Genomic DNA, 14505 nt, shown 5'->3' with positions numbered 1-14505 from the left:
TTCGCTACTTCGCGATTGGCGTGGTCAGTTCCTTGTCGGCGGTATCGACCACGAACACGGCCAGCAATTTTGCGGGCTCGGTCGCGCTGGCATTGGCGCTGACGGCGTGGCGGTCGCCGGGCTTCTCAGAGAAGTTCTCGCCCTTGTGATAGACCTTGGCGGGGCCGTCATTGACCTGGCTACGGATCGCGCCTTCCAGGACCGTGGCGTAGATGAACGCCGAGGGTGCGTGGATGTGGGCCGGTGAGGAGCCGCCGGGACCGTACTCGACCAGCACGCCCTTCATGCTCTTGCCCGGGACATTCGGCAGCGCCTGGTCGAATACGACCGACACTTTGGCCAGCGGTGCTGCGGTCTCTGCCGCTTGGGCCGTCAGCACCGATGCGGCATAAACCGCGGCTGCGATCAGCAATCTGCGCATGGGATTTCCTTCTCAGAGGTTCGCGAGCCATGTTGCGAGCGGTATCTTTCCGAGCCTGGCCTCGCCGAGCGGGTTCAGCGATGTGTCGTCGATGGGGGCGCCGTAGTAGGGGGCCTTCGGGTCTCCCACCACCGGACGGGAATCGCCGGACGCCTTCAGGCGGCGGGCGATGAATTCATTGAAGGGGGCTTTCTCGGGTCCCGCGATATCGATGGTGCCCTTGAGCGGCTGACCCATGGCGACCTCGGCGAGGCGATCGGCCACATCTTCGGCTGCGATCGGCTGAAACAATGCGGACGGGACGACAATCTTGCCGTCGACCACGGCCGTCTCGGCGATGGCGCCGAGGAATTCGAAGAACTGCGTGGCGCGCACGATCGAGTAGGGGACCGTTGCGGATTTGATGATGGTCTCCTGGGCGAGCTTGGCCCGGAAGTACGAATTGTCGGGCGACCGTTCGGTCCCCACGATCGATAGCGCGACGTGATGCTTCACGCCTGCTGCGGCCTCCGCCGCGCCAAGATTTTTGCTCGAACGCTGGAAGAATTCGAGCACGGCGGCGGGTTCCCAGGACGGCGCGTTGGCAACGTCGACGACGACATCCGCCCCCGCCAGCACTGCTGCGAGGCCTTCTCCGGTCACGGCATTCACGCCGGATTTCGGCGAGGCTGCGATGGCCTCGTGGCCGTGCTGCTTGAGCTTCGCCACGAGCTTGGATCCGATCAATCCGGTGCCGCCGATCACGACGATCTTCATGGCCTGTCTCCTCGGCATGTTGCGAACGTGAGATGTTCAAAGAGCTTGGTGCCCACGTCCGGCTGATGTGAGCGGCGTTTTACAGGAGCAATGGGGCAGGCTCTTGCCTGAAACCGGCTTGCGTTGCCGGAAACCGCCAAGACATATCGTCACGAGGTGCTAGTGATCGGTCAGGGATCATTCCCTTATGGCCGAGCGCTCGCGCTGAGCGCAGATCGTTTTCGAGATTAAATTTACGATGAGAGGCAGCAAGTCGCTGGGCGAGAGCCGGCCGGAACGGCGAGACGAGCGGACTATGCAACCCTTGCAGATTGCCAGTGTTTTGCCCGACGAGTCAAACGACGTTCGCCCGCCGAAAAACCTAGTGTTATCAAACCCCGTTCTACTGTGCATGGGGTTGTTTTGCAGATTTTAAGTTGGGCGTGAGATTATTCCCCAGCGTCCTGAGCGCGCATCCCCTCGGAATGGGCAGCGCTCAGTGCGGCCTTGCGGTCGTGGATCAGGTTCTCCAGACGATGCGCCGCGACGTTCAGCGTGGCCGCATCCAGCGTGTTCTCATCCCTGTCGGCGACGGCGCGTTGCGCCCGCAGCACGTTGTCGATCTGGGTTTCGATCTCCGAAAGCTCGGCCTCGTTGTTGGCCGTGCGTATCTTCCGTCCCAGCGCGTAGAGCGCGTCGAGCGCCGGCTCCGTTGGCCTGGGCCCGCCGGCCCTCAGGAACTGCCACAGCGCCACCGCGATCGATGCCAAGGCACCCAGCGCCATCGGCGCCAGGAAGATCACGTTGCTCCATTTGTCCAGGAAGCTCACCTGGGTGCCGTTGTAGTATTCCGCGGCGCCGGCATGAACTGGAAGATACGCGCCCGGGTCGGTATCGGGCGCCTTGAACTGCGCAACGATCGGCCATGCCGGCAGGATGTCCCGGTGCGCGGTGGCGAGGGCCTTTGTCAGGTCGGCGATGACGTCGTTGTCGAGGCTCTTCTTGCCGACGATGTAGTAGGCCACGCGCAAGGTGGTCACGTCGTCGTCGGGCACCGGAGGCGATCCGCGCAGCGTGCCCTTGGGAATGTCGAAACTCTCATAGGCGCGCTCTTTCTCGGCGATCGCACCCGCATTCTCGATCGGGATCAGCACGGGCGCGGTCTTGGTATTCTGCGGGAACAGCCCTCGCACCAGCGACAGATACTTGTCGCTGAGTGGCATGACGAACAGCACCGCGCGCACCTGCTTGCTCTCGAACGCACGGCGGACCTCGTCCGGCGCAAGGCTCTTGAACGTCACATTGGCGCGGTCAAGGCCATACGAGTTGATCAGGACGCTGACGATCTTCTGGTTGGTGTCGCCGGCAACGACGCCCACGGTTGTCCGCTTCAGGCCCGCCATATCGGTGACGCTGGACCCCGGCGGCGCCACGAGCATGGCCACGGCCTCGGCCAGCACGACGATGGCCTGGGCCTGCGAGAGGTCGCCGACGTCGCCGCGGACGACGGCGAGATCGGCTTTCTCCGACGAGAGGGCGGAGGCGGATTCGAGCGGGCCGCTGGTCTCGACGATCCTGAGCCGCACCGGTGCATTGTTCACGACGAGCCGACTAGCAAGAGCCGAGACGATTTTCGGGGCATCGCCATCCAGCGATCCCACTGCAATCGACAGCGTCACCGGCTGGGCGTACCAGCGATAGGCGAACAGGCCCGCGCCGGTGGCGAGCGCGATGAGGACCGCGACCGCGACGACACGCAGCCATGCAGGTAGCCTGCTGCCGGCATCGATACTGAATTTCGATAGATCGTCCATGGCCGCTCGTCCCGGAAGGCCTTTCCGCGACGATCAGCATCATGGCCCGGACAACAGCCCCGTGTTGATTTGCATCAAGACAACGGGCGGCGGCCTCAGGCCGCGCAGACGATCACGCCGTACCAGCCGAGCCCGCGATAGGTCTCGTAGCCGGGCGTCGCATGGAACGCGACCATGGTGCCCGAGCGATCCTGGTAGAACCCCGAGCGCTGGCCGTTGAGCGACAGCGCGATGCGCTCGCTCAAAATGCCCTGGCCATCGGAGGCGGCGATGACGCGGAAATTCGAGTCGACCAGCAGCACGCGGGCCCTGTCGCTGTCGCCGACGCGCACGCCCTGCACGATCGCGCGGGCCTGCGGTTCCCAGTCGAAATGGATGGCGAGCACGCCGATCGGCGCACCGTTGGCCTCTCCGCCCGCGCGGACGCTGGCGCAGTAGGTGGCGACCTGCGCGTTGCCGAGCAGTTGCTGGTTCTCGACGTCACCGGCGACATAGTCGTCGCCGGAGCGCAGGGTTTTTGCCTCGCGAAACCACTTGGTGTGGGCGACGTTCTGGCCGACGACGCGAAAACGGTCGGCCCGGCCGTTGGCGATGACGTTGCCGTCGAGGTCGCAGAGCCAGAGGTCGAGATAGACGGTGTAGGCGGCGAGGATGACGCCGAGGCGTTGCGATGCGTAGGTGACCGCCGCCGGCGCAGGCGAGGCCGCGCAATCGACCACGGCGGAATCGGTCGCCCACCAGCGCACGTCGCAGGTGCGCTCATAGAGGTTCCGGTCGATCAGCTCGACCGCATTGAGGGACAGGTCGACCATGCGCTCGCCCCGCGAGCGCTGGCTCATGCGGTCGATCGAGGAGACAAGATCGCCGGTGCGCTTGGTCAATTGGCTTTCGAGCTCGCGCGCGATGGTCTCGACCTGCTGGCCGACGCCGCGCACCTCCTGCGCCACCACCGCAAAGCCCGCGCCCTGCGCGCCGGCGCGCGAGCTCTCGATCAGCGCGTTCAGCGCCAGCATCTTCATCTGGTTGGTGATCAGCTGGATCGCCTTGGTCTTGTCGACCGCGATCTGGTTGACCTCGGCGGTGAGGCGATTGATCAGCGCCGAGATGTCGGAATCATCTTCGGTGGGTTCAGAGGCGATCGGCTTGGCTTTGAGACCCAGCGCAGCAGACATCGGGGAGTTCCCTTGGCAATGAGGCCTGATCTGCAATGAACCCGGAACAATCGCTTACAGATCGAATACGATTCTTTTTCGAGGATTCCGACTAACGCCTGCTTAATTTGCTGTTTTGCGGAATGCCTAAATGATAGTCACACCAGCCTGCCGGCCGGCCATCCACCGCTTTGTGCGGCCCAGCCGTTGCAAATTCCCGGGCTTTCCCGGCCAATCCCCTGAAGCCTGAACCGGCGCCTGCGCCATCGCCTGATCCCAAGTTTCCTGTAGCCAGATTCGACTCATGACGCCGCCCGCCACCGCCTTGCCCCTCGAGACGCCCCAGGCGTTCCTGGGCGTCGCGCGCTCGCTGACCGACAAGCTCTGGCGGGACCGGCTGGACGCGCGCGGAGCGGCCAAGGCGCTTGCCATCGTGCAGCAGCACCAATTGCCTGAGCTGCTGGCGCGGGTGCTGGCGGGCCGCGGCGTCGACATCGACGCGGTCGCCGACTTCCTCGATCCGACCATCCGGAAGCTCATGCCGGACCCGTTCACGGTGACGGAGATGGAGGCCGCCGCGAAGCGGATCGCCGATGCTGCGGCAAGGGGCGAGAAGGTTGCGATCTTCGGCGACTATGACGTCGATGGTGCGACCTCGGCAGCGCTGCTGGCCTGGCACCTGCGTCATTGCGGGCTCGATCCGCTGATCCACATTCCCGATCGCATCTTCGAGGGCTACGGACCCAATGTAGACGCGGTTCGTGGCCTGGCGGCGAAGGGCGCCACGCTGCTCGTCACCGTCGATTGCGGCACCACCAGCATCGAGCCGCTCGCCGAAGCCAAGCGCCTCGGCATGTCCGTCGTCGTGATCGATCATCACCAGGCCGGCACGGAACTGCCGGAGGTCGACGCGCTGGTCAATCCGAACCGGCTCGATGATCTCTCCGGTCTTGGCCATCTCGCTGCCGTCGGCCTTGTGCTGGTGACGCTTGTCGCGGTCAATCGCGAGCTGCGCCAGCGGGGCTTCTGGAGTTCCGAGATGCCCGAGCCCGATCTGCTCGGCATGCTGCATCACGTCGCGCTCGGCACCGTCGCCGACGTGGCGCCGCTGATCGGTCTCAACCGCGCCTTCGTCGCCAAGGGGCTGATCGCGATGCGGCGGCGCGACCATATCGGCCACACCGCGCTGATGGACGTGGCGCGGCTCAATGGGCCGCCTGAGGCCTGGCATCTCGGCTTCATGCTGGGCCCGCGCATCAACGCTGGCGGCCGCATCGGCCGCGCCGATCTCGGCGTGCGCCTGCTGCTCGAAGGCGACAGCGTCGAGGCCGCGCGGATCGCCGCCGAGCTCGACCGTCTCAACAACGAGCGCCGCGTCATCGAGCAGGCCGCCGAAGCACAGGCTGAAGCCGAGGCGCTGGCCTCGATCGGGCTGGAGGACAAGCTCGGCGTGATCGTGACGGCTTCGGAAGGCTGGCATCCCGGCGTGGTCGGCCTCGTCGCGTCCCGCCTGAAGGAGAAGTTCTCGCGGCCCGCCTTTGCCATTGCGCTCGAGCCCGGCGGCATCGGCACCGGCTCGGGCCGCTCGATCGCCGGCGTCGATCTCGGCAAGGCGGTGCGGCAGGCCGTCACCGACGGCATCCTGCTGAAAGGCGGCGGCCACGCGATGGCCGCGGGCGTGACGCTGCGCAAAGAGAAGCTCGCCGAATTCCGCGCCTATCTCGAGAATGCGCTGGCGCAGAACGTCGCCGAGGCCCGCCACGTCAACGAGCTCTACATCGACGGCGCGGTCTCCGCGCGCGCAGTGACGACGGAGCTGGCGACCACGCTCAACCGCGCGGGGCCTTTCGGCAGCGGCAATCCGGAGCCCGTGCTGGCGCTGCCGGGGCATCAGCTCGTCTATGCCGACGAGGTCGGCCAGGCGCATCTGCGTCTGCGCTTCAAGTCGGGCGACGGCTCGATCGTCAATGGCATCGCGTTCCGTTCGGTCGGCCAGAAGCTCGGCAATGCGTTGCTCGCCAACCGCGGCCAGCAATTGCACGTCGCGGGCTCCTTGTCGGTCGACCGCTACCAGGGCGCCGAACGGGTGCAATTCCGCGTCATCGACGTCGCGCTGCCGGACCAGGGGCCATCCATGATCAGATAACGCAAGATCCCGCGAGATCATGCGATAAAGATAGACCGCTCAAACAACAAAAATGGGAGTGAACATGGCAGGGCAGGTTGAGGGCAAGGTCGCGCTGGTGACGGGTGGTGCCTCCGGCATTGGCGAGGCCATCGTCGAGCTGTTCGCGCGCGAAGGTGCCACCGTCGTCATTACCGACATCGACGAGCTGCGCGGGCCCGAACTCGCCAGGCGTGTGACAACAGCCGGCGGCAAGGCGATTTTCCTGGAACAGGACGTCAGCAGCGAGGAACGCTGGATCGAGATCGTCGCCGACGTCGCAAAGCGCTACGGCCGGCTCGACATCATGGTCTCCAACGCGGGCATCGGCATTGCCGTGCCCTCGATCGTCGACATGACGCTGTCCGACTGGCGCAAGCAGAACGCGATCAACCTCGACGGCGTGTTTCTGTCCGTCAAGCATTGCCTGCCGCTGATGCGCAAGACCGGCGGCGGCTCGATCGTGATGATGTCATCGCTGGCGGGCCTGCGCGGCGCACCCGGCCTGTCAGCCTACTCGCTGACCAAAGGGGGCGTGCGGCTGTTCGCAAAATCGATCGCGATGGAGTGTGCCGCGGCGTGTGATGGCATCCGCGTCAATTCGGTGCATCCCGGCATCATCGACACGCCGATCTGGGGCAAGATTCCGACCGGTGCGAGCGGCGCGGGCCAGAATGCGCCGATTGATCCGGAGGAGCGCGCCAGGGTCGCAACCCCGCTCGCCCGTGCCGGCCAGGCTGCGGAGATCGCCTCCGGGGTGCTGTATCTGGCCTCCGATGCCTCGCGCTACGTCACCGGCAGCGAGCTTGTCATCGACGGCGGCATGAACGCCGGCGGCGTGCCGCGTCGGGCGTGAGACGCGCAGGGCTGGGTGGCGGCCGCAGGGGCTGACGCGCAGGCGCAGCCCCTGTACAAGGCGGACAGCTTCCGACCGACAAAGGTGTCCTTCGCCATGGCGCACAGCCTTCATTCGTCTTCTTCCGCGCCTGAGCCCGTCCGCTCGAACCGGCCCGACCTTGCCACCGACGCGATCCGCACCGCGCGCGAGGACCTCGCCGCCTGCTTCCGCATGGCCGCACGCAACGGTTTCGAAGAGGGCATCTGCAACCATTTTTCGGCCGTCGTGCCCGGCCATGACGATCTCTTCCTGGTCAACCCTTACGGCTACGCCTTCCGCGAGCTGACCGCCTCGAAGCTCCTGATCTGCGACTTCCACGGCAACGTGCTCGACGGTGAGGGCGTGCCCGAGGCGACCGCCTTCTACATCCATGCCGAGATGCACAAGCGCCTGCCGCGCGCCAAGGTCGCTTTCCACACCCACATGCCCTATGCCACCGCGCTGTCGATGACCGAGGGCGAGCCGCTGATCTGGGCCGGCCAGACCGCGCTGAAGTTTTACGGCCGCACCGCGGTCGATCGTGATTACAACGGCCTTGCCCTCGACAACCGCGAAGGCGCGCGCATCGCCTCCGCCGTTGGGGAAGCCGACATCGTCTTCATGAAGCATCACGGCGTGATGGTGCTGGCGCCGACCATCGCGGAGGCCTGGGACGATCTCTACTATCTCGAGCGCGCCGCCGAGGTGCAGGTGCTCGCGATGTCGACAGGCCGCAAGGTGCTACCCGTCGACCCCGCGATTGCCGCCGAAACCTACCGGCAGATGCGCGAGGGCGATTCCGAATCCGCGCGGCTGCATCTGGCCGCGATCCGCAGGCAGCTTGACGCGGAAGAACCGCAGTACAGGCACTAGCGATGATCGCGTAGCCCGGATGGAGCGCAGCGCAATCCGGGGTCGTTGCCCTCGGATACGAAGTCCCGGATTACGCTGCGCTCCATCCGGGCTGCGGGATCGTGGTTAGTTGTCCTGTCGCAGCTTCGCCAGGACCTTCAGGCCGCCATAGCCGTCCGCGGGCGTGATCCCCGCTCGCTGCTGAAAGTCCTTGATCGCCTTCATCGTATCGTTGCCGACGCGGCCATCGGTGCCGCCGGTATCGAACCCGGCCTTGGTCAGGCGTGTCTGCATCTCCTGCACCTCGGCGAGCGTCAGCGCGCGCTCGGAGCCGGGGAAGGGTTGGATGAAGGGTGGCGCGCCAAGACAGCGATCGCCGAGATGACAGATCGCCAGCGCATAGTTCATCGAGGGATTGTAGCTCTTCACGGAATAGAAGTTCGGCCCGAGCAGGAAGGTCGGTCCGCCCGCGACCGGCGTCCACATCTGCGCGGATGCGTTCGGCTGCGGAAACGGCTGGCCGTCGGCGCGGGTGACGCCGGCCGCCTGCCACGCCGCATAGGTCCGGTTGCCGCTCGCTTCGCCGGACGCGCGCACCTCGTAGCCCCAGTGCTCGCCGCGACGCCATTTGCCGCGATTGACCAGATATTTCGCCGTCGAGCCCAGCGCGTCGTCGGGCTTGCCGAACGGCGAGACCTTGCCGTCGCCGTCATAGTCGATGCCGACATTGAGCCAGACCTCGGGCATCCATTGCGAATGCCCCATCGCGCCGGCCCATGAGCCCTTCATCTCCTCTGGCGTGCTCCAGCCCTTGTCGACGATGCGCAGCGCGTTGATCAGCTCGGTCTCCCAATAGGCTTTGCGCCGCGGCTCGTTCCAGGCGAGCGCGGCGAGCGAGGGAAACACCGGCGTCATGTGGTTCTGTTGCACCAGCGGATCGCCATAGGCGGACTCGACACCCCACAACGCCAACAGCGTGCCGCGCTCGACGCCGAAATCGCGCTCGATGCGCGCGAGCAGCGCTTCGTTGTTCTTCAGTGCGATCTTGCCGTTGATGATGCGCCAGTCGGAAACGCGGCGGTTGATATATTGCCAGACCTGCTCGTGGAATTCGGGCTGGTTGCGCATCTGCTTGAACACGCTCATGTCGGGCTCGACCCGCCCCATCGCGCGCTGCCACGTCGCGGCCGAAATGCCCTTGGCCATCGCACGTGCGCGAAAGCTCTCGCGCCATTCATCGAAGCCGGGAGGCGCTGCAAGCACGTGCGCAGGCGACGCGAGCAAGGCCGCCGCGCCGAGTGCGGATTTCAGCAAGGTGCGGCGGGTGTGAGGGCGCGAGGAATCAGCGTGTTTCATCGGGCCAGTCTAGCGGGAAACACGGCCGGTGTGAGCCGGTTCCGGGAACGCGGGGAACAGGCCATTCCCGAGGAACAAAGTGTCGCAGTCCTGCATTCCCTCCGCACGACAATGAGGAGGACATGATGAGGAAATATCTGTTTGCCGCGGCCATGGTTACCGCCATTGCTGCCCCTGCGTTCGCTGACGAAGTCGGCGTTCATGTCGGCCCGGTCGGTGCCGGCGTGACGGTCGGCCAGTCGCCGGACTATCGCGTCCGCGAGCGTGATCGCACCACGGTCATCAAGGAGCGCGCGCCTGCCGACCGCACCACGGTCATCAAGAAGGAAGACGAGTTCGGCAATCGCAGCAAGACCGTGATTCATCACGACAACGACTGACGAAACAAGGCCCCGGCCTGAGCGCCGGGGCCATTTCTGTTCATCGGGAATTCGGGGTCGAATGAAGATACGCGCGCATTCGGAAAGCCACGTCGTCGAACTCGACGACGGATCGCAATGGCAGATATTTCCTGGCGATCTCGCAACCACGCTGGGCTGGAAGCCCGAAACCGATCTGCACCTGGAGCCGAGCGGCGACCGGGTGAGTTCGCACGCGCTGGTCAATGGTACGGACCAAAGCCGCGTCCGCGTGATCGCCGCGGGTGAGCGCTGGCCCGACGGTGAGGTTAAGAAAGTGTTGAAGGGCGGGTAGGCCGCGCCCGGCCCTAGCTTAGTCCTCCTGCAATTCCGTCGCGACGTTGGCGAGCCAGCGGCGAATGCTGGCCTCCGCCTTGGCATCGAGCCCGCTGGCCAGACGCTTCTCCAGTTCAATCACGCGTTCCCTGCAAGCCTTCAGCAGCGTCGCGCCCCGCGGCGTCAGCGCCCATTGCTGGATGCGGCCGTGGACGGGATGGGGCGTCATCACGATTGCGCCGTCGCGTTCGAGGTTGCGGATGATGACGCCGACCGTCTGCGGGGTCAGGAAGGTGAGGCGGGCGACGTCGGCCCCTGACAGTCCCGGATAGGCATTCAGCATCGTCAGCACCGCGAATTGCGGCGAGGTCACGCCGAGATCGGCGAGCGTCCGTTCCATCGTCAGGCGGACCGCGGCATGGGCCTGCCGCAGGAGATAGCCGAGATAACCCTGCTCGCCGCGCTTGCCTTCGCCGGGGGCGGGCAGGCGCACGGCCGCGTCGCCGGCCGGCGCGGACGTCTTCGCGGTTTGCGATCTTGTGATGGCGGCGGTCTTGCGCGACATGTAAGGGCTCTTATAAGATGTAAGCATTCTTATAATAATACGAGGTGAACGGCGATGTCACATGCCCGCAGCGAATACGAGGATTTCAAGCGGATCGCGCCCGATGCGTACGATCTGGTGCTGGCGTTGGGCCAGCTGGCGGCCAAGGCGGGCCTCGACAAGCAACTGCTCGAGCTGGTGAAGCTGCGCGCCTCGCAGATCAACGGCTGCGCCTTCTGCGTGCAGCATCACATCCTGCTCTCGGAGCGGATCGGCGTGCCCGTGGACAAGCTCAATCTGGTTGCGGTCTGGCGCGAGGCGCCGGTGTTTTCGGCGCGCGAGCGCGCCGCGCTGGCCTGGGCGGAAACGCTGACCTTCCTGCCCGATGGCGTCAGCGACGACATCTATGCCGAGGCGAGCGGCGAATTCTCCGAGACCGAGCTGATGTACCTGACCTCGGCGGTGGCCTCGATCAACGTCTGGAACCGGTTTGGCGCGGCCTATCGCTGGACGCCGCCGAAGCGGCCAGTCGCGGCGAATGCCGCGGCGTCCTGATCGCAACGAGGGGAGGTTGTCATGACTGCAATGAGTTTGGGCACCACGCAGCTTTCGCTGCCGTCACGTTCGACATCGCTCGCGATCGTTGCGGGGCTCGCCTGCGCACTCGCGATCGGCAAGGCGCTGCCGGTGACGATGGACACCGTCTCCGGCGCGCTGGCGCCGCTTTGCGCGTCGGCTGCGGAGAGCTCGCCGCTCGACAAGGTCGAGCCGATCGGTTCCTACGCCTTGCCTAACGTGCCGGGCAAGCGCGTCACCATCGTGCGCGTCTTCTATGGACCCGGCGGATTTTCGCGGCCGCATCGCCACGCGGGTTCGGTGACCGCCTATATCACCAAGGGTGAGATCCGCTCCCAGCTCGGCGGCGGGCCGGTCGAGACGTTCGGCGTCGGCCAGTCCTTCTTCGAGCCGCCGGGATCGACCCATCTGGTCTCGGCCAATGCCAGCGCCACGGAGCCGGCGGAATTGATCGCGGTGTTCGTGGCGGATGAGGGCGCGCAGCTCACGACGTTCCTGGAATGATCGGCCGGGACGCGTAGCCCGGGTGAGCGCAGCGACACCCGGGACAGTCTTTGCTGGAATCCCGGATGTCGCTTCGCTCATCCGGGCTACTGACCAAGGCTAGCCCCCGTACGACGCCGGATCGGGATTGTCCGACGGATGCTCGAACGACTTCTTCATCGACACCGGCATCGGAACGTGGAAATTCAGGCCGCGCGGCGGCACCGGCTCCATGAACCATTTGTTGTAGATCTTCTCGATCTCCGGGCTCTTGTAGAGTTTTGCGGTGGCGCGATCGACCACCGCCTTGAACGCCCCGTCGTCCTTGCGCAGCATGATGCCGTAGGGCTCGGGATCGGAGAAAGCGCCGTTGCTGATGGCATAGAGCGACGGATCCTTCGCGGACGCGATCATCGCCGCGAGCTGGATGTCGTCCATGACGAAAGCCTCGGCCCGGTCGGTCTCGACCATCAGGAAGGCCTCCGGGACGTCCTTGGCGTTCATCACGGTGATGCCGAGCGAGCGTGCCGCATTGGCCTTGTTGAGCTGGGTGATGTTGGTGGTCCCCGAGACCGAGACGACGGCCTTGCCCTTGAGGTCATCGACCTGGTCGAGCTTCGAAGCCTTCTTCGACACGAACCGGCTCGCCGTGAGGAAATGCGTGTTGGTGAACCAGACCTGCTTCTGGCGCTCGGCGTTGTTGGTGGTCGAGCCGCATTCGAGGTCGATCGTGCCGTTCGCCATCAGCGGAATGCGGCTGGACGACGTCACGAGGTTCTCGTTGATCGCGAGCTTGTCCAGCTTCAGCTCGGCCTTGATCTCCTCGACGATCTTCATGCAGATGTCGATGGCATAGCCGACGGTCTTCTGCTTCTCGTCGATATAGCTGAACGGCACTGCGCTGTCGCGCACCCCGAGCGTGATCGCGCCGGTCTCCTTGATCTTCTTGAGCGTGCCGGTCAGCTCCTGTGCATGAACCGGCATGGCGAACGCGATGGCCAGAACAGCCGCCGTGGTGAGACTACGCATGTACTTCCCTTTCTCCAGTTTGCCTGCCGGACGGCAAAGCAAGTCTGGGGCCAGAGAAGGCGGTCTCATTCGATCGATCTGGATCTGGCCGGTCAGGCCCGACGCACTGAAGCGGGCGTCATCGGATTGTTATTGGATTGTCATCGAGGCAAGTGGCGCAGCGACGCGCAAGGAGCCTCAATTCTCCTCGCTGCTCGATCCCTCGCGCTGGTCCGGCTTGCTCACGTCCTCCGGCAGGGCGTGTGCCACCGGCTGGGCCGTGACGGCGATCTCCGGGCCGACCTCGCGGCCGCGGGCGCGGATCAGGCGCTCATAGGCGGAGACCAATGTCACGTAGGGGCTGACCCAGATCCAGCCGTCGCGGGTGAACACCTGAACGTCGAAATGCAGGTGCATCGAGGTGCCGGCAGGGTGGTCGAGATAGTTCGAGACCACGCCGATCTTCTCGCCTTCGGTCACGAGGCGGCCGTTGAGCAGGCCGTCGGCATTCATCACATGCGGATTCATGTGCATGTAACGGAAGCGGATGTGCTCGGTGCGGCTGTTGATCTCGAGCGTCGCGGCCTGGTCCCTGGTAGAACGGATCACGATGGCGTCGCGCACGGCGACGACGGCGCGCTGCTTGGGATCGCAGGGTTCGCGGCCTTCGCCCGGTGGCGGGCAGTCGGCGGCGCGGATGTCCTCGCCCTGGTGGCCGTAGCCGCCGCCGCATTGCCAGACTTCGAAGCTGCGGGACTCGCAGAAATTATCGCGCCAGGGATAGGCGTTCGGACCGTCGTTCTTGTCGCGCTTGCCGTAGGATTGCGAGCGCACGAATGCGGGCGCCTTCTCAAGCGGAAAGCGGATCTGCGCATAGGCCATCACGTCGGGATGGCCGCCCTGCTTGCGATAACCGGTGTTCGGGATGATGTCGCCGCTCGGCCGGTAGCTGAATTCTGCCGAGCGCGCCACGGGGCGGTCGATGGGGCTGGAGGCGATGTCCGTCAGCGGCCGCATGCGCTGGCCGCCGGCGACGCGCAGCGCTTTCAGGAAACGCTCGGCAACCGGATAGGCTTCCTTGCAGGCGAGCCGCCGCGGTTTGGCGACGCTGTCGAGGCACTGGATCGACACCACATAGGCGACGCCGAAGCGGGTGAAGGCGTAGCGGACATAGCCTTCGCGGATGAACCTGCGCAGGTCCGGATAGAGCGCCGCAAGCGGCTTGATCGGTTCGCCCTTGCCGCCAGTGGGATCAGCGACGTCGTAGATCAGCGCCGAGCCCGTGATCTGCACCTCGACCGGCTTGGTGTAGACGCGGGTCGGCATGCCGTCACCGGCACCGGGCTCCAGCGAGAACGTTGCGCTGTAGCCGGCGGGGCCTGCGTCGAACATGTCGGCGGGATTGAAATCGGCCTGGTAGCGCGACAACGACAGGCTCGACGGTGCGCCGCCGCGCTGTGCCTCGAGATAGGCGCCGGCGTCGAACGGCAGCAGCACGGGCACGGCGCTGCGGGCGATGCCGGTGAAGAATTGCGAGGAGACCGCGTTGAGCTGCACCAGCGCGGGCATCGTGCGCGGATCGTAGCGCGGCACCGAACGGCGGGGCGCGAAGATGAAGTCGCCCGCAATCTGGGGGCGGCTGTTGATCTCGGCGCGGAGCTGGTGGAGCGCTGCGCGCCAATCGACGCGCAGGGCCGTGAGTGAAGGGCCGCGGATCTCATCCGCGGCGAGCGGAGCCGCATGGAAGAGCGACAGCGACGCCAGAAGCAGCGAGACGAAGCGGAAACTCTTCCCAACCACTGTCTCGCGCTCCGGCGGCACCTGTCCTGATCCCTTGCTTGGTCCTCGAC

The 14505-nt window shown here is 65.5% G+C and carries 15 protein-coding genes; 7 read left to right on the top strand and 8 right to left on the bottom strand.

The genetic code is table 11. The annotated features are described in order from the left end of the window. Positions 1–4 precede the first annotated feature (4 nt). From VGR99_RS18685 to VGR99_RS18670, 4 genes are all read right to left on the bottom strand, one after another. The gene (locus tag VGR99_RS18685) at positions 5–421 is read right to left on the bottom strand and encodes a cupin domain-containing protein (RefSeq protein WP_326900281.1); all 417 of its coding nucleotides are present in this window, start codon (positions 419–421) and stop codon (positions 5–7) included. 12 nt (positions 422–433) lie between these two features. Next, positions 434–1177, bottom strand: a complete 744-nt coding sequence (locus VGR99_RS18680; RefSeq protein ID WP_326900280.1) for an SDR family oxidoreductase — start codon at positions 1175–1177, stop codon at positions 434–436. A 428-nt stretch (positions 1178–1605) separates the two neighbouring features. Continuing rightward, positions 1606–2970, bottom strand: coding sequence for a TAXI family TRAP transporter solute-binding subunit (locus VGR99_RS18675; protein WP_326900277.1), 1365 nt, complete (start codon positions 2968–2970; stop codon positions 1606–1608). Between the two features lie 95 nt (positions 2971–3065). Further along, positions 3066–4142, bottom strand: coding sequence for a methyl-accepting chemotaxis protein (locus tag VGR99_RS18670; RefSeq protein WP_326900276.1), 1077 nt, complete (start codon positions 4140–4142; stop codon positions 3066–3068). Between the two features lie 283 nt (positions 4143–4425). Here VGR99_RS18670 and recJ point away from each other — a divergent pair, with 283 nt between their 5' ends. The 3 genes from recJ (at position 4426) to VGR99_RS18655 (ending at position 8035) form a co-directional block, all read left to right on the top strand. Further along, on the top strand, positions 4426–6267 hold the full coding sequence (gene recJ, locus VGR99_RS18665) for a single-stranded-DNA-specific exonuclease RecJ (protein ID WP_326900275.1): 1842 nt from the start codon (positions 4426–4428) through the stop codon (positions 6265–6267). 64 nt (positions 6268–6331) lie between these two features. After that, on the top strand, positions 6332–7141 hold the full coding sequence (locus VGR99_RS18660) for a glucose 1-dehydrogenase (RefSeq protein ID WP_326900273.1): 810 nt from the start codon (positions 6332–6334) through the stop codon (positions 7139–7141). Positions 7142–7237: 96 nt separating this feature from the next. Next, positions 7238–8035, top strand: coding sequence for an aldolase (locus VGR99_RS18655; protein ID WP_326900271.1), 798 nt, complete (start codon positions 7238–7240; stop codon positions 8033–8035). A gap of 105 nt (positions 8036–8140) precedes the next feature. Here VGR99_RS18655 and VGR99_RS18650 read toward each other — a convergent pair whose 3' ends face one another. Next, positions 8141–9370 (bottom strand): lytic murein transglycosylase, encoded by a 1230-nt coding sequence (locus VGR99_RS18650; protein ID WP_326900270.1) that lies wholly within the window; start codon positions 9368–9370, stop codon positions 8141–8143. 125 nt (positions 9371–9495) lie between these two features. Between VGR99_RS18650 and VGR99_RS18645 the strand changes: the two genes are divergently transcribed. Continuing rightward, positions 9496–9750, top strand: a complete 255-nt coding sequence (locus VGR99_RS18645; protein WP_326900345.1) for a hypothetical protein — start codon at positions 9496–9498, stop codon at positions 9748–9750. A 61-nt stretch (positions 9751–9811) separates the two neighbouring features. After that, the gene (locus tag VGR99_RS18640; RefSeq protein ID WP_326900269.1) at positions 9812–10063 is read left to right on the top strand and encodes a hypothetical protein; all 252 of its coding nucleotides are present in this window, start codon (positions 9812–9814) and stop codon (positions 10061–10063) included. Positions 10064–10081: 18 nt separating this feature from the next. Here the strand turns inward: VGR99_RS18640 and VGR99_RS18635 are convergent, their stop codons facing one another. Next, positions 10082–10609: a MarR family winged helix-turn-helix transcriptional regulator gene (locus VGR99_RS18635; RefSeq protein ID WP_326900268.1), complete on the bottom strand. Its 528-nt coding sequence runs from the start codon at positions 10607–10609 to the stop codon at positions 10082–10084. A 54-nt stretch (positions 10610–10663) separates the two neighbouring features. Between VGR99_RS18635 and VGR99_RS18630 the strand changes: the two genes are divergently transcribed. After that, entirely contained in the window at positions 10664–11143 is a 480-nt protein-coding gene (locus VGR99_RS18630; protein WP_326900267.1) for a carboxymuconolactone decarboxylase family protein, read from the top strand. A gap of 21 nt (positions 11144–11164) precedes the next feature. Next, complete coding sequence (locus VGR99_RS18625; protein WP_326900265.1) at positions 11165–11668, top strand: cupin domain-containing protein; 504 nt, start codon at positions 11165–11167, stop codon at positions 11666–11668. 99 nt (positions 11669–11767) lie between these two features. On the opposite strand, the gene VGR99_RS18620 is transcribed toward VGR99_RS18625, so the two are convergent. Both VGR99_RS18620 and VGR99_RS18615 read right to left on the bottom strand, forming a co-directional pair. After that, the gene (locus VGR99_RS18620) at positions 11768–12676 is read right to left on the bottom strand and encodes an amino acid ABC transporter substrate-binding protein (RefSeq protein ID WP_326900264.1); all 909 of its coding nucleotides are present in this window, start codon (positions 12674–12676) and stop codon (positions 11768–11770) included. Between the two features lie 177 nt (positions 12677–12853). Further along, the gene (locus VGR99_RS18615) at positions 12854–14476 is read right to left on the bottom strand and encodes a M23 family peptidase (protein WP_326900262.1); all 1623 of its coding nucleotides are present in this window, start codon (positions 14474–14476) and stop codon (positions 12854–12856) included. Positions 14477–14505 lie beyond the last annotated feature (29 nt).

The organism is Bradyrhizobium sp. (assembly GCF_035935975.1).
In the GTDB taxonomy this organism is placed as follows: Bacteria; Pseudomonadota; Alphaproteobacteria; order Rhizobiales; family Xanthobacteraceae; genus Bradyrhizobium.
The sequence above is the reverse complement of the archived record's forward strand: the minus strand, read 5'-3'. Positions and strand labels throughout refer to the sequence as shown.

Coding starts and splice junctions, on each gene's coding strand:
- VGR99_RS18630 (WP_326900267.1), top strand. CDS start 10,664: ATGTCACATGCCCGCAGCGAATACGAGGATTTCAAGCGGATCGCGCCC.
- VGR99_RS18685 (WP_326900281.1), bottom strand. CDS start 421: ATGCGCAGATTGCTGATCGCAGCCGCGGTTTATGCCGCATCGGTGCTG.
- VGR99_RS18660 (WP_326900273.1), top strand. CDS start 6,332: ATGGCAGGGCAGGTTGAGGGCAAGGTCGCGCTGGTGACGGGTGGTGCC.
- VGR99_RS18650 (WP_326900270.1), bottom strand. CDS start 9,370: ATGAAACACGCTGATTCCTCGCGCCCTCACACCCGCCGCACCTTGCTG.
- recJ (WP_326900275.1), top strand. CDS start 4,426: ATGACGCCGCCCGCCACCGCCTTGCCCCTCGAGACGCCCCAGGCGTTC.
- VGR99_RS18675 (WP_326900277.1), bottom strand. CDS start 2,970: ATGGACGATCTATCGAAATTCAGTATCGATGCCGGCAGCAGGCTACCT.
- VGR99_RS18620 (WP_326900264.1), bottom strand. CDS start 12,676: ATGCGTAGTCTCACCACGGCGGCTGTTCTGGCCATCGCGTTCGCCATG.
- VGR99_RS18670 (WP_326900276.1), bottom strand. CDS start 4,142: ATGTCTGCTGCGCTGGGTCTCAAAGCCAAGCCGATCGCCTCTGAACCC.
- VGR99_RS18635 (WP_326900268.1), bottom strand. CDS start 10,609: ATGTCGCGCAAGACCGCCGCCATCACAAGATCGCAAACCGCGAAGACG.
- VGR99_RS18645 (WP_326900345.1), top strand. CDS start 9,496: ATGAGGAAATATCTGTTTGCCGCGGCCATGGTTACCGCCATTGCTGCC.
- VGR99_RS18640 (WP_326900269.1), top strand. CDS start 9,812: ATGAAGATACGCGCGCATTCGGAAAGCCACGTCGTCGAACTCGACGAC.
- VGR99_RS18625 (WP_326900265.1), top strand. CDS start 11,165: ATGACTGCAATGAGTTTGGGCACCACGCAGCTTTCGCTGCCGTCACGT.
- VGR99_RS18680 (WP_326900280.1), bottom strand. CDS start 1,177: ATGAAGATCGTCGTGATCGGCGGCACCGGATTGATCGGATCCAAGCTC.
- VGR99_RS18655 (WP_326900271.1), top strand. CDS start 7,238: ATGGCGCACAGCCTTCATTCGTCTTCTTCCGCGCCTGAGCCCGTCCGC.